Origin of the sequence: Bradyrhizobium sp. th-b2 (assembly GCF_000426785.1) — a bacterium.
Classification (GTDB): domain Bacteria; phylum Pseudomonadota; class Alphaproteobacteria; order Rhizobiales; family Xanthobacteraceae; genus Bradyrhizobium; species Bradyrhizobium septentrionale.
The window spans coordinates 144036-164655 of sequence record NZ_AUGA01000008.1 but is presented as its reverse complement, the minus strand read 5'-3'; the positions used below and the strand labels follow the sequence as shown (position 1 = coordinate 164655).

Here is a 20620-nt window from a genome sequence, read left to right as displayed (position 1 = left end):
CGGACCGTCTTCAATCTGCACGCGAGGATATGCTTTTGCGTAAGATCTGGTTTGTGAGTGCCGCGATCTTTGTCGTGGCAATGGGTGGAGTTGCCTCCGCCGAGGACGCGGGTGATCCGACCGCCGTCAAGTCCGAGGACGGCAAGTATCTCGACAAGGATGGAGACCCGACGTTCAAGGTGGCGCCCGACGGCACGGTGGACTGGTACACCTACTCCGGATACCGCCGCTATCACTCGGAGTGCCACGTCTGCCACGGACCCGATGGCATGGGCTCGACCTACGCGCCGGCGTTGAAGGATTCGCTGAAGACCATGAGTTATGCCGACTTCATGGGCGTGGTCGCGAGCGGCCGCAAGAATGTCTCCACGGCGCAGGAGAACGTGATGCCGGCATTCGGCGATAACCCGAACGTTGCCTGCTACATGGACGACCTCTATGTGTACCTGCGCGCCCGCGCCAATGATGCGACCGGGCGTGTTCGGCCGGCCAAGCACGAAGACAAATCGGAAGCCTACACCAAGGCGGAAGACGCCTGCATGGGCAACAAGAAGTGAGCGTGTCCGGCGCGAACGGCAACCTGTTTAATATTTGTTGGAGACCAAGATGAAGACCCGCGCCGCAGTCGCATTCGAAGCAAAGAAGCCGCTTGAGATCGTCGAGCTCGACCTGGAAGGCCCCAAGGCCGGCGAGGTCCTTGTCGAGATCAAGGCGACGGGCATCTGTCACACCGATGCCTACACGCTCGACGGCTTCGACAGCGAAGGCATCTTTCCGTCGGTCCTCGGGCACGAAGGCGCCGGCATCGTTCGCGAGGTCGGCGCCGGCGTGACGTCGGTGAAGCCGGGCGATCACGTGATCCCGCTCTACACGCCCGAATGCCGCCAGTGCAAAAGCTGTCTCAGCCAGAAGACCAATCTCTGCACCGCGATCCGCGCCACCCAGGGCAAGGGCGTGATGCCCGACGGCACCTCGCGCTTCAGCTACAAGGGCAAGCCGGTTTTCCACTACATGGGCTGCTCGACCTTCTCGAACTTCACCGTGCTGCCCGAGATCGCGGTGGCCAAGATTCGCGAGGACGCGCCGTTCGACAAGAGCTGCTACATCGGCTGCGGCGTCACCACCGGCGTCGGTGCGGTGGTCAACACCGCCAAGGTGACGCCAGGCTCGAACGTCGTCGTGTTCGGCCTCGGCGGCATCGGCCTCAACGTGATCCAGGGCGCCAAGATGGTCGGCGCCGACAAGATCATCGGCGTGGACATCAACGACTCCAAGGACAATTGGGGCCGCCAGTTCGGCATGACGCATTTCGTCAACCCGACCAAGGTAAGCGGCGACATCGTCCAGCACCTGGTTGGGCTGACCGACGGCGGCGCCGACTACACCTTCGACTGCACCGGCAACACCAACGTGATGCGTCAGGCGCTGGAAGCCTGCCACCGAGGCTGGGGCGTCTCGGTGGTGATCGGCGTTGCGGAATCCGGCAAGGAGATCGCGACCCGGCCGTTCCAGCTCGTCACCGGACGGGTCTGGAAGGGCACCGCCTTCGGCGGCGCGCGCGGTCGCACCGACGTGCCGAAGATCGTCGACTGGTACATGAACGGAAAGATCCAGATCGATCCGATGATCACCCACGTGCTGAAGCTCGAGGAGATCAACAAGGGCTTCGACCTCATGCACGAGGGCAAGTCGATCCGTTCGGTCGTCGTGTTCTAAGAATCAAAACACCAAGCACTAGGAGGATAGGTCAATGACTGTTCATATCCACCCGTCAATCGACAACGGCGTCAAGCAAGGCTCCGGCAGTTTTGCCGGCGGCACGCTTGTCTGCAAATGCGCGGACAAGAAGGTCAAGGTCGGGGTCAAGGGCGACGTCGCCCATAACCACGCCTGCGGCTGCACCAAGTGTTGGAAGCCCTCGGGCGCCACCTTCTCGGTGGTCGCGGTGGTGCCGCGCGAGAACGTCACCGTGCTGGAAAACGGCGACAAGCTGAAGATCGTCGATACGGCGGCGGTGATTCAGCGCCACGCCTGCTCGGGCTGCGGCACTCACATGTACGGCCGGATCGAGAACAAGGGCCATCCGTTCTACGGCCTCGACTTCATCCATCCCGAGCTGTTCCAGGAGTCCGGCTCGGCGGCTCCGGGATTTGCCGCTTTCGTGTCGTCGGTGATCGAGTCCGGCGTCAAGCCGGCCGATATGGCCGGGATCCGGTCGCGGCTGAAGGAGCTTGGGCTCGAGCCCTATGACTGCCTGTCGCCGCCGCTGATGGACGCAATCGCCACCCACGTGGCGAACTCCAAGGCGGCCTAAGGCAGCCTAATCTTAAGGCAGCCTAATGGAGGCGGCCTGAACGGCCGGGCCTGACGAGATCCTGCGCCGGCAGAGGGCTGCCGGTGTCGGATATGCTGGTAGTACCCGTGACCTTGAACCTTGCATGCCCTGCGGGCGACCACAGGGCATGCATTTTATCTTCCGCCTTGCCCTCGCGCTTTCCCCGATCCTGGTCCTTTCGCACGCCCACGCGGCGTCGCTGGAAGACCGCTACATTGCCGCGCGTGACGCCGCGATCGCCAAATTCGCCAAACAGGCGAAGGACGGCAAGACCGGCGAGGCCGTCGACAAGGCCGAGGCGGCGGCGCGCGACGAGCTGAAGACGCAGCTCACCGCAATCCTGTCCGAGTCCGCCTGGCCGGGCTTTGCGCCCGCCCAGCTCAACCTCGACACTCTATATAACGGCGATATGGGGTTCGGCATGCTGGACGGCCTGCGCTTCGATGCCGACAAGGGCAGGGACGGCGGCAAGATCGGCTGGCAGCGCCCCGACGGGAGCTTCGTCGAGCCGAAGGCCCATATCATCGTCACCACCGAAGCCCTGTTCACCCGCTGGCTGCACGAGCACAAGACCTGGTGGGACAAGGGCAGCAAGAACGTGCCGCAACAGATCGAAGCGGCCCTGAAGTTCGAAGGCCTCTACACCCAGGCGATCTCAACCGATGCCGCAGTGATCAACTTCGACCAACTGCCGGTCGCCAAGCCGTCGCCGGCCACCCTGACCTACGGCTTCCTGGCCGGCCGCACCCAGGATTCGACCCCCGAGGCCGGCGATGAGGTGTTCGTCGCGGCGCTTGCTGGCGGCAAATTCTACATCGCCTGTGGCGAGATCGAGCCCGCCGTGCAGGTGCCGACCTGCGCGACCATTCGTGCCGACTACAACAAGAAGGCCGACGCGGCGGCCGAGAAGCTCGATCGCAAAGAGATCACGAAGAAGGCCTATGACAAGCTTGGCGATTTGCGCCAGCAGGGCGACGACGCCTTCAAGCGCTGCTTCGTTCAGCACGCGCCAGAGCAACCGGCATTCGCAGAGGCCACCAAACAGGCCCAGGCGCTGCTGCAGACCGCGATCGGCAGGTAATTTGACCCGATCTATTCCCACTCTCCAAACAGCAGACACATCCACACCACCTGCAAGATCGGCCAGGCCGCGAATGCGCTACATAGCAGCCCATTGCCGAGCGGTGCTCTCCGTTGGCGCACTCGCACGAGGGAGATGATTGCGAATGGCGGCAGCAGAAGAAATGTCGGTGCGAAGATCGCGCCGTATAAAATGACGAGCTCCGCGTGAGCGGCAATGCCTTCCTGCATGACGGATTGCAGCAGCAAGAAGTAGATGACGAGGAGTACAGGGGCAAACAGGGCCGACGACGCTGCCGGCGAAAAGCCTGACGAATCGATGCCAGGCCTGTTCACCCATGTCCCGATGATGATCCACCCCGACAAGAACATGATGACAAGCGGCACGCCCAGCTTCAACAAAACGTCCTGGGCGTTCACGATGCTCGTCAAATAGAGTGCCACATCAGCTCCATGCGTTGCGCCATGAGTGCTTCAATCGTCCCGATTCATGTCGACTGACCGCAGCCTCTGTCTTAACAACATGGCGAGGCCGATGATGGATTTTGTCGTGCAGAATTCGCGGTTTGTCGTGCAGGGTTCGTGCAGAGGACGGCCAGGGTCGCAGTAAATGGCGCGGCGCGGGTTTGATCGGCGACCCGCGCGCGCTATCTTCCCCAGAAAGGTCTACATCCCGGGGAGACGCCATGACGACCGCCATCAGCCCGTTTCGCATTGCCGTCAGCGACGACGTCCTCGAGGATCTGCGCGCCCGGCTGCGCCGGACCCGCTGGCCGGAGGCCGAACTGGTCGACGATTGGAGCCAGGGCGCGCCGCTGCAATGGATCAAGGACGTCTGCCATTACTGGGCCGAGACCTATGATTGGCGGCAGCGCGAGGCGCGGCTCAACCGCTTCAGCCAGTTCACGACCGAAATCGACGGGCTCGACATCCACTTCATACATGCCCGCTCAAAGCATCCGGAGGCAAGGCCGCTGATCATCACCCATGGCTGGCCGGGTTCGGTGGTCGAATTCCACAAGGTGATCGAGCCACTGACCGATCCGACCGCGCATGGCGGCAGCGCGGCCGATGCCTTCCACGTGGTGTGCCCGTCATTGCCGGGCTTCGGCTTCTCCGCCAAGCCGGCCACGACAGGCTGGGGCGTCGACCGGATCGCCAGGGCCTGGGCCGTCCTGATGGAACGGCTCGGCTACACCAAATACTTCGCGCAAGGCGGCGATTGGGGCTCCGCGGTCACGACCGCGGTCGGCGGTCAGGACGCGGCACACTGCGCCGGCATCCACATCACGCTCGCGATGTCGACGCGGCCCAATGTCGAGGGCCAGCCGACGCCGGAGGAGACCCGCGCGCTCAACGGCATCAAATATTATGCCGACTGGGATTCCGGCTATTCCAAACAGCAGTCCACCCGGCCGCAGACGCTTGGCTATGGCCTGACGGATTCGCCGAGCGGGCAGGCGGCCTGGATCCTGGAAAAATTCTGGGCCTGGACCGACTGCGACGGGCATCCGGAGAACATCCTCAGCCGCGACGAGATGCTCGACAACGTGATGCTGTACTGGGTCACCGCGACGGCCGCTTCGTCGGCCCGGCTCTACTGGGAAAGCTTTGGGCCGGGCAAGCGAACCCTGCACAAGGTGACCGTGCCGACCGGCGTTGCGGTGTTCCCCAAGGAGATCGTTACGCCGGTCCGCAAATGGATGGAGACGAGCTTCACCAACATCCAGCACTGGAGCGAGATGCCGAAGGGTGGGCATTTCTCGGCGTTCGAGCAGCCTGAACTGTTTGTCGGTGAGGTCCGGGAGTTTTTCAGGAAACTGCGCTGACGATAGGCTAGCCGTGTAGGATGGGTGGAGCGCAGCGATACCCATCTTCGCGCCGCGGATCTGAGTTGATGGGTATCGCTGCGCTCCACCAATCCTACGGAGGGACGTCAGCGTGCTGCTTGACCCCCGCGACGGTGACTTTGAGGACGATGCCGCCAGTCCCGAACAGCGTTCGTTGTTCGCGATCGTGGGCAGCCTTCTCGTTGAGATCAGCCCGGCGAAGCTGTTATTCGCCTGGACGGTTTCGCTTCTGCTTCCGGGCGTGCTGCTCGGCCTTGCGCCGCTGGTCGCGTCCGCCTGGATTTCGGGCCTTTCCCAACACGTTCTTGCACTGTCCGAAGCGGGCGCCGTGTTGGCGCTCATTTTGATCGCGGCGTTAGGATGGCTCGGCGGGCGACCGCTGTTTCAAATCGCCGAAACCAGCTTCTGGTCACTTAACGCGCTCGCGGTCCAGCCGAGTTACGCGTTCGCGCGCGAGGCGCTGGGCCATCTGGCCGAGCTGTTCTGGCGCACCGGCGCAACTCCTGCCTCTCGCATGCGGCTGCGCCGCAGTTGCTCAGTCGGCGCTGGCCTGCTGCTCTCGGCAGGTGCGGCATTGATCGCGGTCCTGGCTTGGCCTGCCTCGCAATGGAAAGCGACCATCAATGACTTTGTTCTGATCCATCATCTTGTGGTGCCGACGTTCGCGAACGCCGTGGTGCTGGTGTCCTGCTATCTTGCGGTCGCATCACTGGTCTGGAGTGTGGCCGATGCCAGCATGGATCAACCGGCCGACCTTGCCGGGTTTGACGCGACGCCGTCAGGAGGGCGTGTCTGGCGCGTTGCGCATCTGTCCGATCTTCACGTGGTCAGCGAGCGATACGGCTTCCGCATCGAAAGCGGGACGGCCGGTCCGCGGGGAAACGAACGCTTCAATCGCGTGCTGGCTCAGCTTGCCGAAATTCACGCCGCTGATCCGCTCGACCATGTGTTGATCAGCGGCGATATGACGGATGCCGGCCGGCCCGGCGAATGGGCGGAATTTCTTGATGCATTGGCAGGTCATCCGGACCTTGCCGCACGCATCATCATGCTTCCGGGGAATCATGACGTTAACGTCGTGGATCGCGCCAATCCCGCGCGCCTCGACCTGCCGTTTAGCCCAAGCAAGCGGCTGCGGCAGATGCGTACGCTATCGGCAATCGCGGCCGTCCAGGGTGATCGCGTGCGCGTCATCGATGGTTCCGGCAAGCCATCGGCGACGCTGAACCAGGCGCTGGCGCCATCCCATGATCGGATAACGCAATTTGCGCAGCACGGGGGCGTGCGCCGCGCAGCGGCGCTCCGCGGCCTGTTCGATGATCAGTTTCCAATGATCGTGCCGCCGGACGGGGACGGCGGCCTCGGGATCGCCGTTCTCAACTCCAACGCCGAAACTCACTTCTCCTTCACCAACGCGCTCGGTTTGGTGTCGGAGGCGCAAACGCGGCGATTGGAGGCTGCGATCCGTCATTTCCCGACGGCGTACTGGACCATCGCGCTACACCATCACCTGATGGAATATCCCATGCCGGTGAAGACGTTCGCCGAGCGCATTGGGACGGCGTTGATCAACGGCAGTTGGTTTGTGCGCAGGTTGCAAAGGTTTTCCGATCGCTCGGTTGTGATGCACGGTCACCGTCATATCGATTGGATCGGTACATGTGGTGCGTCGAAGATCGTCTCGGCCCCGTCGCCGGTGATGGGGGCCGATGATGCAGTCAGCTATTTCTATATCCACAGAATGATGGTCGGGCCGGACCGGAAGCTCTGCCTCGCCGAGCCCGAGCGGGTGGAGATTTCCAAAGGCTAGAGCGTTTTCGAGCGAAGTGGATACCGGTTCGCGTGAAGAAAACGCGTCATAACAAGAATCTAGAGTCGTTCCGATTCTATCGGAACGGCTCTAGGCCGTTTTCGGCTTGTCTTCGTCTGATCCGCCGAAGAGATCGGCGATCCAGGCGGCCGGGGGATACTCGGCGCAGAAGGTCAGAATAGCGAGCGTGATCGGCACGCCGATGAAGGTCCCGAACAGGCCCCAAAGCGAGCTCCAGAAGAAGATCGCAAACAGAACCAGGAACGGCGAGATCGACAACGTCGAGCCGGCCACCCGGGGTTCGACATAGCTGCCGACCACGAACTGGATGACGTTGAGACAGGCGAACACACCAAACACCGAGGGCCAACTGTCGAACTGCGTCATGGCCAGCAGGGTGGGGAACAGCGTCGCGATGAAAGGGCCGATGAAAGGAATGTAGTTGAGGACAAAGGCGATCACGCCCCATTCGAACGCGAATGGCAGTCCGGTCACGGCAGCGAACAGGCCGACCAGCAGACCCGTGACCGCGCTCATTTGCGTCCGCACCAGCATATATTTGCGGAACTTCGCAGCCGTGGCTTTGCTGCCCTTGAGCAAGATGCGCGCAGCCGTGCGATTCTCCAGCCGCCCAATTCGTCGACCAGCGTCCTCGACCTCGAGAAGTCCCAGCACGACATAGACCAGCGCGATGAGCCAGAAACTCAACGTGGTGTTGATGCGGCCCGTGACATACTGCGTGGTGCGCAGCAGCCAGCCGACATTGAAATGCTCCGCCCAAAGGCCGGCGAATGAGACGCCGTGGCCGTCCAGCCAGATCACTGCGGCGTCGTAGAAGGCCTGATACCGCGCCGCGTCCGCCATCAAATTGCGCCCGACGCGGCCGAATCCCCATGCCGCCAGCGAGGCAAACGCGACGCAGGTTGCTGCCGTAACAACGACGGTAATGGCAAGCGCGAGGAGTTTCGGCAGCCACGACTGAAGCCGTTCCTGAACGGGCCAGACGATCGCAATGATGAACAGGGCGGCCGCAAGCGGGGCGAGCACACTGCGCGCCTGGGCCACCGCCGCAGTGACCAGCACCGCGGCGATGATGCCGGTCGTGATCTTCAACCCGCCACCCATCTCTGGATTCTCCCAGAACACAAAGATTGTCAGTCTGTCTCGCGGTGCGACCAGACCGGTGCCTCCGTCAAGCTGACGGAGACCTCGCGAGAGGTACGACCCATCGCAAGTGTGCCATGTTCCAACATATGCTGCCAGATGCGCAAGACGGCCGCGATCGCCAGGCGTGTGCAATTGAAATCAGAAGGGAAGATCAAACATTCAACCGTCTGCGCGCGGTGCGGATCGCCGGTCAGCGCTGCGGCTGCCCTGACAACACTACTCCGCGAGGTCGCCGACGAACTGCCTGACGCTGTCAAGCACCGCTTGCCGATCGCCGGCGAAAGCCCAGTGGTCGGCGCCGTCGAGCTCGACGAATCGCGCGTGTGGGATGTTGTCGGCGAGATGTCTCCCGGCACCGATGCGGACGGCTCGGTCGCCGCGGCGGTGCAGCACCAGGGTCGGAACGGTAACCCGCCCCAGAAGATGTCGCACATCCGTGTCGCGCAGCGTCTCCAGCACGCCCCTGATGGCGCCAGGGCTTGAGGCCGCACGAAGCAGGCCGGCCCACCAGGCCCTCGCCTTGGCATCGCCGGCCAGACTTGGCGCAAAAGTTTCGATGCCGGCAGGGCCGCCCCAGGCCGAAACGAGCTGCTGCAGCCACGCATCATACTGCTCGGCGTGCAACGCATGCGGATAGTCGGGCGCGGCACTTCCCTTCGCGAGCGAAGCGAACAGGATCAGTCCGGCGACGCGGTCGGGATGATCGGCGGCGAACCTGATGCAGGCCGGTCCGCCTTCGGATGCGCCGAACAGCACGACCCGGCGCGAGCCTGTGGCATCAAGCACGGTGCGAATGTCCTGCGCAGTTGCCTCGGCGTTGGGGGTGAACCCGACCCGGTCAGACAGGCCGACGCCACGGCGATCAAGCAGGACGAGACGGCCCATCGCCGCAAGCGAGGAAAGGAAGGCTCGGCACCTTGCGTCCTCCCAGACCCGTTCGACATGAGACACGAAGCCGGGCAGCATCAGAACGTCGGTAGGCCCTTTGCCATAGGTCTGGAATGCGAGATGCACGTTGCCTCCGCTGATATATTGCGTCGTCGGCGGTTCCGCGGCGCCGGCCTCGAGCAGCGCGTTGGTCTCGGCTTCGGGCGCCACGTCGAGTTCGTTGCGCAGACGCTGCGTCAGCGCCTTGAGCTGGCGCTCGGCCGCGGCCCGATCGCCGCTCAGGAGGAGATTGCGGATGAAGTGACGGGAATAGATTTCGCTGAGCGGATCGAGTGCCACCAGACGGCCGGCATGCGCGGCGGCGGAGGCGTAGTCGCCCGCCGCGTGCTTCTCCTGCACAACTCGCTCGAGCGCCTGGATCGCGCGGCCGCGCAAGGCCTCCCTTCGAAAGAACGCCCATTCGTCGAATTGAGGACAATCGCCGGGCGAGAAGCCGTCGAGGAAATCGGCTTGATAGAGACCGCAGGCGCGCTCGAACTCGCCGCGATCACAAGCCTGTTCAAACAGGCGTGAATCGATATCCAGTTTGATCCCCGCCGATAATCGAACTGTGGATCTGTCGGATGCGATGACATCGCCGAGCGTGAGCTGCAGGCGATGCAACAGCCGACGCAGCCGGGCTCTTACCACCTCGGCGGGGCTTTCCGGCCACAACATGGTCGCAATCGCATCGCGTCCGACCGGGCCTCTCGCCTCAGCCAGATAGACCAGCAGTGCAAGTCCCTTGCGCAGCGCCAACGGGCGCAGGCGGTCATCACAACGAACCTCCGGAAATCCGAGCGTCCGAACGCTGAACGAAGCCATACCGATGCGATCTTCGATGAAGGCGTCCGGGGACGCTCAGGGGACGCCGCGATGCTAGCACCGGGGGCATTGCGCCGCCACCTTCTGGAGAAACGTCATGACCGGACGCGCCGTTGCCCTCATCTATGGGCTCGCGAGCTACCTCGTCTTCTCGATTTCATTTGCCTATGCGTCGGCCTTTATCGGCAATTTTCTTGTCCCGGAGACGATCGATGTCGGACCGGAAAGCGGGTTAGCGCAGGCGCTCGCGATCGACGCGATTTTGCTCGGGATATTCGCGATCCAGCACAGCGTCATGGCGCGTCAGGGCTTCAAGCGCTGGTGGACGCGCATCGTCCCGGCTTCATGTGAGCGCAGCACCTATGTGCTGATCTCTAGCTTTCTGTTGATCCTGATCTTCTGGCAGTGGCGCCCGATCGTCGCGACAGTCTGGCGCGTCGAGGGCTGGCCGGAAGTAATGCTGACATCAATCTTCTGGATGGGCTGGGTGATCGCGCTGATGTCGACCTTCCAGATCGACCATTTCGAGCTGTTTGGATTGCGCCAGGTCGTCGACGCGCTGCGCGGAGCAGCCGATTGCATGCCAGCGTTCAAGTCGCCGCTGTTGTACCGGCTGGTCCGTCACCCGCTGATGCTGGGTCTGCTGCTTGCTTTCTGGGCGACGCCGCACATGACCGCCGGGCATCTGTTGTTTGCCGTCGCGACCACCGGCTACATCCTTATTGGCGTCAGGCTCGAGGAACGGGACCTGGTTGCAACGTTCGGCGCCAGCTACGAGCAGTATCGCCAACGCGTTCCGATGCTGCTGCCGCGTCTTCCTGGCGGTGCCCCGATCGCTCCAGAAACCCGCCACGGAGGCTGATATGCGCGCTATTGTTTGCAAGGCCTTCAAAGGTATCGAAGACCTGAGCTTCACCGAGATCGCCGAACCGCGCCCGGCAGCAAACGAGGTTCTCGTCGATGTCCATGCCGCGTCCGTCAGCTACATGGACTATCTGATGAGTTGCGGCGGTTATCAGATGCGGCCGGCGCTTCCCTACGTCCCCGGCACGGACGCTGCCGGAATCGTGCTGGCTTGTGGTGACCGGGTCACGCGCTTCCGGCCCGGCGACCGTGTCAGTTGCGGAAACTGGTTCGGTGCATTTGCGGAGCGGATGGTTGCCAGGGAGAGCAGCGTCGCATTGCTGCCGGCCAACGTTGATTTCACCGTGGGGTCAACAGTGCTGCACACCTATCTCACGGCCTGGTACGCCCTGATTGAGCGGGCGCGCCTGCAGGCGGGCGAGACGGTGCTCGTGACGGGCGCTGCCGGCGGAGTCGGTCTCGCCTGCGTCGAGATGGCGCATTTGATGGGCGCGCGGGTCATTGCCGTCGTGGGCAGTGCTGCGAAGGCGGCCACGGTGCGCGCGCATGGCGCTGCCGAGATCGTCGACCATTCGCGCGAAGACGTGCGTGAACGTGTGAAGGCTCTTGCGGGGGACAAGGGCCTCGACATTTGCGTCGACAATGTCGGCGGTGCGCTGTTCGCCACCCTTGCAAGGTTTATGGGCTGGAACGGTCGGCTGCTCCCAATCGGATTCACCAGCGGCGAAATCCCGTCGCTCGCGATGAATCTGCCTCTGCTCAAGAACTATTCGGTGGTCGGCGTCTTTGTCGGCGCCTGGATGGAGCGTTGTCCGGAACAAGCGGCCCGCGCGACGGAAGCCGTCATGGCATGGGTCGGCGAGGGCAAGCTGCGTCCGCAGGTTGACCGGGTGCTTCCGCTCCAGTGTGCCGGTGAGGCGATGAGCCTGGTTGCGAACCGGCGCGCGATGGGGCGAATTGTGCTGCAGGTCAGACAAGACCTTTGACCGATCTCAGCGCGAACTTCGCAGAACGCGCAGCGCTAGCCACCAGGTCGCATCGGAGGTGGGAACGACGGGTATCGCTTCGCTCCCCCATCCGGGCTGTGCGCCGCGCGGTGCGGATCGCCGGTCAGCGCTGCGGCTTCCGCTGTTGCTTGTTCGAGGTCCTGGCTTCACGAGCAATCGCCCAAAAATACCAGCCGCAGAATGCAACGATCGCGACGATCACACTGGCGGCGATAATCTCTTGCATGTCTGCGGTTCTCCAAGTACACGTAGCACATCTACGTGGGAAATATGCCCACGTAGAGCCGGAATCGGTTTCGAGATGTATCGTGCTGGAGCGAATGCATGGTGAGAGTAAGCGCAGCGGACAGGCGTCTTCGGGCGGTCGTCGCTCTCGTCGTCATTGCCGGCATCGGTTCGGCGCAAGCCGCCCGAACTGCCGATAAATCGGATGCCAGCGGGGGCACCGTCTCCGTTCCGATCGAGACGCGGAGCCAGACCTCCGCGGCGGATGGCGTGGTCCGCCCCGTCCAGCTTCCCAAGGGCGCTTCCGCGATCAGCGAGACTTATGGAGACTGGATCGTCAAATGCCTGCTCGACGGCGGTGCAAAGCTGTGCACCCTTGGTCAGACACAACTCTCCAAGGAGACCAACCAGCAAATCTTCGCCATCGAACTGATTCCCAGGGACGGAAAGGCGGAAGGCAACATATTGATGCCGTTTGGGCTGACGCTCGACACCGGGGCCGTCGTCAAGCTTGACGGCAGGGATCTGGAGCAGACGCGCTTCTCCACATGCACGGCGCAAGGCTGTTTGCTTCCGGTATCATTTCCAACAGCTGTTACCGACACCATCAGCAAGGCCAAGACGCTCACAATTGCCGCTCAGAACATCAATGGCGGGCAGGCTGTCGTCTTCAATGTCCCCCTCAACGGCTTCGGCGCGGCGCTGGAGCGCACCATTCAGCTGGGGACCTGATCGACACGCGCGCTGCGCGCCGGCGCAGCTATAGCAATCCCCGATAGATCCCGGGCGCAGAGCCTTCGATGGCCACCGCGCCGACGGCTTTCGCATAGAATTCCGCCGGACCGACGCCACCGATGATGGCGTAGCCGAAGCCCTGGTGTTTCATGTCCTCGAGACAGGCGAACAGCAGCGCTTTGCCGATTCCGCCCTGCTGCGCCTTGGGCGCGACACCGGTCGGACCGAAGAAGTTGCGACAGGCCGCGTCGTGGCAGGCAAATCCCACGATCTTCTTTTGCTGGATCGCGATGAAGCAGGACACCGGCAGGCGGCTGAACGCGACCTCGGTTTCGCTGGCCCAAGCCTCGCTGAATGTCTCCCGCACCCAGGCCACGACCTCGTGCTTTTCGGGTGCAAGCGCACGGCGCATCACAATTCCGGCCTTAAGCAATCGATCGTAGGCGGGCCGGGAATCGGGCAAGGCATAGAGCTTGACGAGCATGTCCATCCGGCGACCTTAGTTGAAAACGCGCCCCGCAGGCAAATCACGCGAGGAGGGTTGGCAATGGCGCAATCCACCGGCTTTTGGCAAGATGCAGAGCGATTGGGCTCGACGAACCTTGCCATGGTCCGCACGAACGTCAGCGGCCGAGTTTCACAACTACGTCGAATCCGGTTCAGCGCGATCCGGGAATGAATCCGGGCACGCCGGTTTGCACCACCGAGTTGAACCGCACGTTTGTCGTGATGCGGTCGCGGATTTCCTGCAAGGCATCTTCGGGCAACGCCGAAATATCAAAATTCTCTCGGATGCGCTGAGGATTGGTCGAGGTGGTCAGGAAAGCGGTGCCGCGCTGCACGGCCCAGGCGAGGGCAACCTGCGCCGGCGTCTTGTGCACGCGGCGCGCGATGTCGGCAATGACCGCATCCTCCAGCACGTTTGGCTTCAGGGCATGTCCCAACGCGGCAAATGCCAGCAGCACGATGCCGTTCTGCCGGCAGAATTCGAGCAGCTCCCATTCGGGAAGATAAGGGTGCGACTCGACCTGCACCACGGCAGGCTTGATCCGCGCGACGGCAACGATCTCGCGCAGCTTCTCCAGCGTGATATCAGAGAGGCCGATCGCCTTGCAGTGGCCATCGTCCACCAGGCGTTCCATCGCCTGCCACGTCTCCACCAGCGTCACACCACGATCGTAGATCACCTGGCCGTGCTCGTCCCTTGGGTCCTGCTCGTCGCCGGGCTGAAAGGCAAAGGGTGTGTGGATCAGATAGCAATCAATATCGTCGAGTTGCAATCGCTGCCGGCTGGCATCGAAGGCAGGCTTGACCCGCTCCGGGCGGTGATTGGTGTTCCATAGCTTTGTGGTGACGAACAGTTCCTCGCGCCGAATCGTCCCGGCCTTCAAGGCGTCCTGTATCGCGTCGCCGACCGCTGTTTCATTGCGGTAGCGTTCCGCTGCATCGAGATGTCGGAATCCGGCCTCCAGTGCGGTCTTCGTTGCTTGCATGGTTGCGAGAGGATCCGGGATCAGGGTGCCAAACCCGACCGCCGGAATCGCGCCAGCGCCGTGGTTGAGGGGAATCCGGGTATCGCGGAGCGTACTGGACGTTGTCATGCTTATACTCCTTCTTTTGATGTAGCACGGGATCAGTTGGCCGGTCGTGGTTTCCGGAGGAACAGCACCAGCGGACTGACAACCAACATGGCGAACATCAAGATCTCGAACTGGCCGATCACCGCGACCACGGCGGCTTGCTGGGTCACCAGTCCGTTGAGCGCGGCAAGACCTGGCGCCGTGATTGAGCCTGCGACATGCGCAGCGGCCCGATACGGCGCAAGGTCTCTCGCGAGCGCGGCATGCATGGCTTGCGTGTTGTTGTAGAAGAAGATCTGAACCACTGCGATGCCGATTGTGCTGCCATAGAGCCGCGACAGGTTGAGCAATGCGCTGCCTTCCGGGCGCAGCTTCGGATCGAGTGTGCCGAACGCCGCCTTGCCGAGCGCCGAAATCAGCATACCGAGCCCGGCACCCTGGAGAACGCCGGTCTGGACCACCGCTCGCCAGTCCATCGCGGGCGAATAGCCGAGCATCATCCAATTGGCATAGACGACTAGAGCCATTCCACCGAGCATGAACGGTCGGTAGTCGATCTGGGCCGGAACCAGGCTCGTCATCACGACTGTCCCCACCAGCGTCACGCCGCGGGGGATGGTCATGAAGCCGGTGGTGTCGACCGGATAGTTGAGCAATTCCTCCAGCATCGGGGAGGTCAAGGCCAGGGTCGGCAGCAGCACGAAGCCAAGCGCAAACGAAATCACCGCCGAGAGCACGAGGTTGCGGTCCTTGAACAGCGCCGTACGGAGAAAATGCGCCTTCGTCGTCAGCACGTGCACGATAAAAAGATAAAATCCCAGCACCGAAGCCCCTGCTTCGATCCAGATCTCCGTTGAGGCGAACCATTCCAGGCGCTCACTGCGGTCGAGAATCATTTGCAGACCGATCATGCCGAGGGAGAAGGTCGCGAGGCCGAAGAAATCAAAGGGCTTGAAGCGCTCGGCCCGCTTCTCGCGGAGCAACAGCGCCGTCGCCAGAAAGATGAAGGCGGTCACCGGCAGGCTGACATAGAAGATCGATCGCCAGCCGTAATATTCGCTGAGCCAGCCGCCGATTCCTGGCCCGCTGCTGATCCCGACCAGGAAGCACAACGACCACATCAGGTTGATCCGGGCGTGCTGCGTCGGCGGCCGTGTCTCAAGCAGCATCGCCAGCGAGAGAGGGGCGAGCGGCCCGCTCGCCGCACCCTGGAGGATCCTGGCGAGCACGAACTGCACCGAAGTCGTCGCTATCGTATCAAGCAGGAGCCCGAGCGCGAAGACGGCGAGCGAGATTAGATAGACGGTCTTTCTGCCATATCGCCCGGCGAGCCAGTTCGCCACCGACATTACCACGGCGCTCGCGGCGATATAGGAGGAGAACACCCAGCCGACCTCGTCGGTGGCCATCGATAGGGCACCCTGGATATGGGGTAGGGCGGCATTCGGCAGGGAGATGTTAACGGCCTGCATGTAGGTCGCTGTGAGCGCCGCCAGCGAGAGCGCGCGATGGTCCTCGTCCGCGGCAGACGGGAGGGCGGTGCTCATTTTGCCTCCGTCGCGTTGGCAAGTTGGAGTGGATGGTGCCAGGCGCGGCGATAGCCGGTGTCAACCCGCGCCGTCACGCTGATGCCGGAATAGAGCGGCCGGTTCGGATCGACGTCGTCGAGCTCGAGGCGAACCGGGAGGCGTTGCACGACCTTGACCCAATTGCCGGTCGCGTTTTCAGGCGGCAGCACCGAGAAATCCGAACCGGTACCCGGGCTCATGCTGACGATGTGCGCCTTGAAGGTGCGATCCGGATAGGTATCGACGTCGATCGTCGCCTGCTGGCCCGGGCGCATGTGGGTCAGGCTCGTTTCGCGAAAGTTCGCCTCGATCCAGACGTGCCGGCTCGACAGCAGCGAAAACACCGGTGCGCCGGAATTGACGAAACCGCCGATCTGCAGGTCGTCGACCCTGGTCACGACGCCGTCGTCGGGTGCCGTCACCGTCGCGTAGGAGAGATCGAGTTTCGCACGGTCGAGCTGGGCCTTGGCTGCACGAACCGTCGGATGGCGATCGATCGTGATGTCGGCGTCGCCGTCCAGCGCCGCCACGGTGTTGGCGATTTGCTGTTCGATCGATGCGACGCGCTGGCGGGCGACTTTAAGATCGGTCTCTGCGCGCTCGTAGACCGCGCGCGGCGTGAAGTCGGAGCTGACCAGCGCTTTCTTGCGGTCGTATTCGTGCTCGTCAAAGGCCGCGGTATCCCGGGCTGACTGCAATTCGGCCTGTTGCTGGCGATAGGTTGCCTTCAACGCGTCGATCTGGAGGCGTGCGCTGCCGAGCCGCGCTTCCGCCTGATCGACCGCGATCTGATACGGCTCCGGATCGATCCGGAACAGGACCTCGCCCTGGCGGACGCGCTGATTGTCGTGAACGGCGATTTCAACCGCCTGACCCGAGACGCGGGCATTGACGGTCATCTTCGCCGCGCGAACGAACGCATTGTCGGTGGAGACGTAGGGCTCCTCGGCGAAGTACACGGCGGCGCCCCATGCGGCCGCGAGAAGTGGCACTGCGACTATCAGCGGCCGCCGCAGCCGCTCCCCGACGCTCCAGCCGGCCGCCACGGCCGCTCGGTCGGACGCCGAACGCCCGACCTCGCCGTCGAACTGCGCCTCGACGGTACCTGCCGCCGCAGCGCTTACCAATTGCGTCGACGCCGACTTTGCGCGGAACGCCTTCTGGTCGCCCATCCAGCCGCCGAACAGCGAAAAAACGAAACGCATCGCAGAACCCTTCCCGGACTTAATTTTATAACGTATATTACAAAATAGATCGGGGTGGGGTGACGTCAAGGGTTCCCGGGTTGATTTTTGTAACGATGTATACAAATATGGGGAAGATGCAGCAAACAGGGTGCTTTACGCTATGGCAGGAAAAAACAGCCAGCCAGGTCCGGCCCGCCGGGGGCGGCCGAAGGCCTATGACGCGCAGGCCGCGCTGAAGCAGGCGACGGAAGCCTTCTGGCGGACCGGTTACTCCGGCACCTCGCTGGACAGCATTGCCGCCGCGACCGGAATGAATCCGCCGAGCCTTTACGCGGCTTTCGGCAACAAGCACGCCCTCTATCTCGAGGCGCTCGACCGCTATTGGCAGATCAGCCTGGCGGCTACGCGCGAGGCGCTGGCGGGGGACCGCCCGCTGGCCGAGGCATTGGTGCTGGCCTACGATGCGGCCCTTTCGATCTATTTTTCGGGCCGGGGCAGCGCGCGCGGCTGCTTCGTGCTCGGGACCGCCGTCGTCGAATCGGTCGAAGATACCGCGATCCGGAGCAATGTGGCGCGCGGCCTCCGCGCGATCGACGCTGACTTCGAAGCGCGCTTTCTTGCCGCGCGCGAGCGGGGAGAACTCAAACCTGACGCCGATCCCGCAGCGCTCGCGATCCTCGCGTCAGCCACGATGCACAGCATCGCGATCCGTGCCCGTGCCGGCGCTCGTCGCGCCGAACTGCGGGAGGTTGCGCGGAAAGCCGTGAGCGTGATCTGCCGAAATCCGGTCGAGGCAAGCTGAGCGGGGTCGCACGAGCGTCTTGTTGCGTACCCGGGACGGCTCCGCTGCACGAGCGATCGAGATCAGGCCCCTGCGACAAATCAACCCGACGGGCAAATCGGCGCTTCCGTCGTCGGGCAACTCGGTGGTCCAATTCCGCCCGTCTCACCCGATCGAGGGGCGCTTCGCGGTCGTCACGAACGCGGTGTGGGATGCGGTGGACGCTGATTGCGCGACTGACGAGTGCGCATGAGGCGGACGGTGAAGTCGTTTGGTCCTGACGCCCTGGTGGCCGGTGTCCTCTAGCAAACGCGAACGCGCGTTTTGCGAAGGCGGTGACAAGCAAGCCCAGTCTCGCCGGGGAGAGCACGAAGTAAGCCGTAAAACCATCGCGCAGGGAAAGCCGGACTGCTCCGGTTACACCTGTGGTCCTACCCCCGAGCTTTCTACCCTTTGCTCGGGGCCCATGGGTGCGATCGGCACCCGGCTTTCCCTGCGCCCTCTGTTCGGGAGGGCGGAATGAGATGCAAGACTCGGACGATTCTTGTCGCGAGAATACGATGCTGCGTGCCCATCCAAAGCTGTCATCGCCCGGCTCGACCGGGCGATCCAGTACGCCGCGGCCTCTCGATTCAAGCACCGACGTCTCTGGAATACTGGATCACCCGCATGCGCGGGTGATGACACCGAACAAGCTGTTTGACAGTGGAATCAAAAAGCCAATTCCGTCATCCTTCGAGGTTCGCTCCGCTCGCGCCTCGGGATGACGGTGATGGAGCTATATCCAGGCGATGACGAACGTCCCTTCCGGCCCCTAAAGATACCAGGCCAGCACGGCCTTGAGCCGGGCGTTCTCGATCACCGGCAGCGCGACCACCTGGTTCATGCCGGAGGCGCGCGCCAGTGCGGCCGCAATCGATTGATCCTGCTTCAGATGTTCGGTGAGCGCGGGCATGCCGGTTGCCCATACACCGCCGATAGAGCCTTCGCCGCGGCGGATCGTCTTTGCCGCGTAGAGCGTGGCGAGGTCGGACTGCTCGCTGCAATCGCCGGAGTCGAACAGCAGCGCCGACCGCGCTTCGTTCGGCACCCAGATCTCGAACCGGCGTGCGATCGGCGTCGCCTGGGCCGACAGGAATGTCACCACCCAGGTCTGGTCGCCGGTCGTGTAAGGGATGCCGACGCCGCAATTGATGCCGATCTCGGATGCCTCCTCCCCGCGCAGAAATCCCTTGGCATTGTGCAGCTCCTTGATGATCAGCGGCATGCCGGCCTTCCAGGTCCGGCCGGGCAGGCCGAAGCCGCGCGGAAATTTGGTGTGGCGCGAGTTGAACTCGAACATGTCGGCGGTGCCGTAGTAGCCGTCGACCAGCGCCATCTCGTGGGATCTGTCGGGATCGTTGTGCCAAAGCTCGATCGCGCCGACATGCTTCCTGTCGTCGCCGCAAAGCAGCACCATCACCGCCATCAGGAATTCGCCGGCGAACACCGGAAGCGCGACGCCGCAGGTCAGGCCGGCCTCGCGCGCCTCGTCGGTTCGCTTGAAATAGGAGTTGGCGAATTCGGTCAGGATGACCGGATGGCCGCTCGCCCAGGCCTTGCCGGGAAGGCCCTCGTCATAGGCGAACAGCGCGTTCTCGCTGACCGCGTTGAACTCCGTGAACTCGCCGCTGTGGAGGCTGCCGCCGAATTCCAGCCGCGTCCGGGTTTTATCGGGCACCCACAGTTCAACAACGCGAATGAAGGTCTTCATCGCACGCACCTGCCGCCTCGCCGACGGCTAGCATCGGCGATCTCATGGCAAAACGTGCGCTCAAATAGCGGGCAAGCGACGCCCAAAGTTGATGCGAAGGCGCGATTTCGCCTCAGTCCCGGTACGACGGATCGGCGCGATCGAGCTTGCGCAGCAGAGCAGGCCAGGCGAGCTCGCCGTTGCGCGCGGCGCGGCCGGGCTTCGGCTGCATCCGCTCATAGGTGTCCTCGAGGATGTTTTGCGGCGGATAGATCAGCTTGGTGTTGCAGGACAGCGCCATCACCTGGGTCTGGCAGGCGCGCTCGAGCCGGAACAGCACGTTGAAGGCGGCGGGCACGGTGCGGCCGACGACCAGCAGGCCATGATTGCGCAGGATCATCGCCTCGTTGTCGCCGAGGTCGCGGACCAGGCGTTCGCGCTCGTCGACATTGTCGGCGATGCCTTCGAAGTCGTGATAGGCGATGTGCAGGAAGCGCATCGAGGTCTGCGCGAGCGGCAGCAGGCCGCATTCCATCGCGGAAACCGCCATGCCGGCCGGGGTGTGGGTGTGCGCGACGCAGTCCATGTCGTGCTTGGCCATGTGGATGGCGCTGTGAATGACGAAGCCGGCGACGTTGACGTCATAGTCGGTGGCGTTGAGCAGCGTGTTGCCCTCGACATCGACCTTGATCAGGCTGGAGGCGTCGATCTCCTCATACAGCATGCCGTAGGCGTTGATCAGGAACTGGTTGGTGGTGCCGGGCACCCGGCAGGAGATGTGGTTTGCGATCATCTCGGTCATGCCGTACATCGCCGTCAGCCGATAGCAGGCGGCGAGATCGACGCGGGCCTGCCACTCCTCGGCGCTCACCTGCTCGCGAACCGATTTGACGACCTTGATCGCGGGCGAGCTGACGGGGGGATTCATGGCGTTCTCTCCTTGAGAC

20 protein-coding genes are annotated in these 20620 nt (G+C 63.1%); 10 read left to right on the top strand and 10 right to left on the bottom strand.

The features are described 5' to 3' along the window. Positions 1-80 precede the first annotated feature (80 nt). The 4 genes from K359_RS0114750 (at position 81) to K359_RS0114735 (ending at position 3416) form a co-directional block, all read left to right on the top strand. A complete protein-coding gene (locus K359_RS0114750) occupies positions 81-557 on the top strand; it encodes a c-type cytochrome, methanol metabolism-related (protein WP_035976611.1) in 477 nt (158 codons plus the stop codon). Positions 558-606: 49 nt separating this feature from the next. Continuing rightward, positions 607-1716 (top strand): S-(hydroxymethyl)glutathione dehydrogenase/class III alcohol dehydrogenase, encoded by a 1110-nt coding sequence (locus tag K359_RS0114745; RefSeq protein ID WP_029080046.1) that lies wholly within the window; start codon positions 607-609, stop codon positions 1714-1716. Positions 1717-1750: 34 nt separating this feature from the next. Then, positions 1751-2314: an S-(hydroxymethyl)glutathione synthase gene (gfa, locus tag K359_RS0114740; protein ID WP_029080045.1), complete on the top strand. Its 564-nt coding sequence runs from the start codon at positions 1751-1753 to the stop codon at positions 2312-2314. Positions 2315-2462: 148 nt separating this feature from the next. Further along, positions 2463-3416: a hypothetical protein gene (locus K359_RS0114735; protein ID WP_029080044.1), complete on the top strand. Its 954-nt coding sequence runs from the start codon at positions 2463-2465 to the stop codon at positions 3414-3416. A gap of 11 nt (positions 3417-3427) precedes the next feature. Here the strand turns inward: K359_RS0114735 and K359_RS0114730 are convergent, their stop codons facing one another. After that, on the bottom strand, positions 3428-3859 hold the full coding sequence (locus K359_RS0114730; protein ID WP_029080043.1) for a hypothetical protein: 432 nt from the start codon (positions 3857-3859) through the stop codon (positions 3428-3430). 242 nt (positions 3860-4101) lie between these two features. Here K359_RS0114730 and K359_RS0114725 point away from each other — a divergent pair, with 242 nt between their 5' ends. Together K359_RS0114725 and K359_RS0114720 are read left to right on the top strand one after the other, a co-directional pair. Beyond that, entirely contained in the window at positions 4102-5244 is a 1143-nt protein-coding gene (locus K359_RS0114725; protein WP_029080042.1) for an epoxide hydrolase family protein, read from the top strand. Positions 5245-5356: 112 nt separating this feature from the next. Further along, positions 5357-7075, top strand: coding sequence for a metallophosphoesterase (locus K359_RS0114720; protein WP_245284605.1), 1719 nt, complete (start codon positions 5357-5359; stop codon positions 7073-7075). Positions 7076-7165: 90 nt separating this feature from the next. Here the strand turns inward: K359_RS0114720 and K359_RS0114715 are convergent, their stop codons facing one another. Together K359_RS0114715 and K359_RS0114710 are read right to left on the bottom strand one after the other, a co-directional pair. Then, positions 7166-8200, bottom strand: a complete 1035-nt coding sequence (locus K359_RS0114715; protein ID WP_029080040.1) for an AI-2E family transporter — start codon at positions 8198-8200, stop codon at positions 7166-7168. Positions 8201-8458: 258 nt separating this feature from the next. After that, the gene (locus K359_RS0114710; RefSeq protein WP_029080039.1) at positions 8459-9994 is read right to left on the bottom strand and encodes an alpha/beta hydrolase; all 1536 of its coding nucleotides are present in this window, start codon (positions 9992-9994) and stop codon (positions 8459-8461) included. 97 nt (positions 9995-10091) lie between these two features. Here K359_RS0114710 and mddA point away from each other — a divergent pair, with 97 nt between their 5' ends. Next, positions 10092-10856 (top strand): methanethiol S-methyltransferase, encoded by a 765-nt coding sequence (gene mddA, locus K359_RS0114705; protein WP_029080038.1) that lies wholly within the window; start codon positions 10092-10094, stop codon positions 10854-10856. Between the two features lies 1 nt (position 10857). Then, the gene (locus K359_RS0114700) at positions 10858-11844 is read left to right on the top strand and encodes an NADPH:quinone oxidoreductase family protein (RefSeq protein ID WP_029080037.1); all 987 of its coding nucleotides are present in this window, start codon (positions 10858-10860) and stop codon (positions 11842-11844) included. 124 nt (positions 11845-11968) lie between these two features. Here the strand turns inward: K359_RS0114700 and K359_RS65785 are convergent, their stop codons facing one another. Beyond that, complete coding sequence (locus K359_RS65785) at positions 11969-12091, bottom strand: hypothetical protein (RefSeq protein WP_256375154.1); 123 nt, start codon at positions 12089-12091, stop codon at positions 11969-11971. Between the two features lie 98 nt (positions 12092-12189). On the opposite strand from K359_RS65785, the gene K359_RS0114690 reads away from it, so the two are divergent. Then, positions 12190-12822 carry an invasion associated locus B family protein gene (locus K359_RS0114690; RefSeq protein ID WP_029080036.1) on the top strand — a complete coding sequence of 211 codons (633 nt, stop codon included), beginning with the start codon at positions 12190-12192 and terminating at the stop codon, positions 12820-12822. Positions 12823-12850: 28 nt separating this feature from the next. On the opposite strand, the gene K359_RS0114685 is transcribed toward K359_RS0114690, so the two are convergent. The 4 genes from K359_RS0114685 to K359_RS0114670 form a co-directional block, all read right to left on the bottom strand. Beyond that, complete coding sequence (locus K359_RS0114685; RefSeq protein WP_029080035.1) at positions 12851-13315, bottom strand: GNAT family N-acetyltransferase; 465 nt, start codon at positions 13313-13315, stop codon at positions 12851-12853. Between the two features lie 169 nt (positions 13316-13484). Next, positions 13485-14426, bottom strand: a complete 942-nt coding sequence (locus K359_RS0114680; RefSeq protein ID WP_029080034.1) for an aldo/keto reductase — start codon at positions 14424-14426, stop codon at positions 13485-13487. A gap of 32 nt (positions 14427-14458) precedes the next feature. Continuing rightward, a complete protein-coding gene (locus tag K359_RS0114675; protein ID WP_029080033.1) occupies positions 14459-15952 on the bottom strand; it encodes a DHA2 family efflux MFS transporter permease subunit in 1494 nt (497 codons plus the stop codon). Continuing rightward, positions 15949-17178, bottom strand: coding sequence for an HlyD family secretion protein (locus K359_RS0114670; RefSeq protein WP_029080032.1), 1230 nt, complete (start codon positions 17176-17178; stop codon positions 15949-15951). The genes K359_RS0114675 and K359_RS0114670 overlap by 4 nt, the downstream gene beginning before the upstream one ends. Positions 17179-17320: 142 nt before the next feature. Between K359_RS0114670 and K359_RS0114665 the strand changes: the two genes are divergently transcribed. Then, positions 17321-17962, top strand: coding sequence for a TetR/AcrR family transcriptional regulator (locus tag K359_RS0114665; protein ID WP_029080031.1), 642 nt, complete (start codon positions 17321-17323; stop codon positions 17960-17962). A gap of 793 nt (positions 17963-18755) precedes the next feature. Here the strand turns inward: K359_RS0114665 and K359_RS0114660 are convergent. Beyond that, on the bottom strand, positions 18756-19694 hold the full coding sequence (locus tag K359_RS0114660; RefSeq protein ID WP_029080030.1) for a GAF domain-containing protein: 939 nt from the start codon (positions 19692-19694) through the stop codon (positions 18756-18758). Positions 19695-19806: 112 nt separating this feature from the next. Further along, positions 19807-20601: a class II aldolase/adducin family protein gene (locus K359_RS0114655; RefSeq protein WP_035976608.1), complete on the bottom strand. Its 795-nt coding sequence runs from the start codon at positions 20599-20601 to the stop codon at positions 19807-19809. Positions 20602-20620 lie beyond the last annotated feature (19 nt).

What these genes read in the sequence shown, in the direction of transcription:
- K359_RS0114715 (WP_029080040.1), bottom strand. Translation starts at nt 8,200, where the DNA reads ATGGGTGGCGGGTTGAAGATCACGACCGGCATCATCGCCGCGGTGCTG.
- K359_RS0114675 (WP_029080033.1), bottom strand. Translation starts at nt 15,952, where the DNA reads ATGAGCACCGCCCTCCCGTCTGCCGCGGACGAGGACCATCGCGCGCTC.
- K359_RS0114700 (WP_029080037.1), top strand. Translation starts at nt 10,858, where the DNA reads ATGCGCGCTATTGTTTGCAAGGCCTTCAAAGGTATCGAAGACCTGAGC.
- mddA (WP_029080038.1), top strand. Translation starts at nt 10,092, where the DNA reads ATGACCGGACGCGCCGTTGCCCTCATCTATGGGCTCGCGAGCTACCTC.
- K359_RS0114660 (WP_029080030.1), bottom strand. Translation starts at nt 19,694, where the DNA reads ATGAAGACCTTCATTCGCGTTGTTGAACTGTGGGTGCCCGATAAAACC.
- gfa (WP_029080045.1), top strand. Translation starts at nt 1,751, where the DNA reads ATGACTGTTCATATCCACCCGTCAATCGACAACGGCGTCAAGCAAGGC.
- K359_RS0114725 (WP_029080042.1), top strand. Translation starts at nt 4,102, where the DNA reads ATGACGACCGCCATCAGCCCGTTTCGCATTGCCGTCAGCGACGACGTC.
- K359_RS0114710 (WP_029080039.1), bottom strand. Translation starts at nt 9,994, where the DNA reads ATGGCTTCGTTCAGCGTTCGGACGCTCGGATTTCCGGAGGTTCGTTGT.
- K359_RS0114745 (WP_029080046.1), top strand. Translation starts at nt 607, where the DNA reads ATGAAGACCCGCGCCGCAGTCGCATTCGAAGCAAAGAAGCCGCTTGAG.
- K359_RS0114670 (WP_029080032.1), bottom strand. Translation starts at nt 17,178, where the DNA reads ATGCGTTTCGTTTTTTCGCTGTTCGGCGGCTGGATGGGCGACCAGAAG.
- K359_RS0114735 (WP_029080044.1), top strand. Translation starts at nt 2,463, where the DNA reads ATGCATTTTATCTTCCGCCTTGCCCTCGCGCTTTCCCCGATCCTGGTC.
- K359_RS0114665 (WP_029080031.1), top strand. Translation starts at nt 17,321, where the DNA reads ATGGCAGGAAAAAACAGCCAGCCAGGTCCGGCCCGCCGGGGGCGGCCG.
- K359_RS0114680 (WP_029080034.1), bottom strand. Translation starts at nt 14,426, where the DNA reads ATGACAACGTCCAGTACGCTCCGCGATACCCGGATTCCCCTCAACCAC.
- K359_RS0114685 (WP_029080035.1), bottom strand. Translation starts at nt 13,315, where the DNA reads ATGGACATGCTCGTCAAGCTCTATGCCTTGCCCGATTCCCGGCCCGCC.
- K359_RS0114750 (WP_035976611.1), top strand. Translation starts at nt 81, where the DNA reads ATGGGTGGAGTTGCCTCCGCCGAGGACGCGGGTGATCCGACCGCCGTC.
- K359_RS0114690 (WP_029080036.1), top strand. Translation starts at nt 12,190, where the DNA reads ATGGTGAGAGTAAGCGCAGCGGACAGGCGTCTTCGGGCGGTCGTCGCT.
- K359_RS0114655 (WP_035976608.1), bottom strand. Translation starts at nt 20,601, where the DNA reads ATGAATCCCCCCGTCAGCTCGCCCGCGATCAAGGTCGTCAAATCGGTT.
- K359_RS65785 (WP_256375154.1), bottom strand. Translation starts at nt 12,091, where the DNA reads ATGCAAGAGATTATCGCCGCCAGTGTGATCGTCGCGATCGTTGCATTC.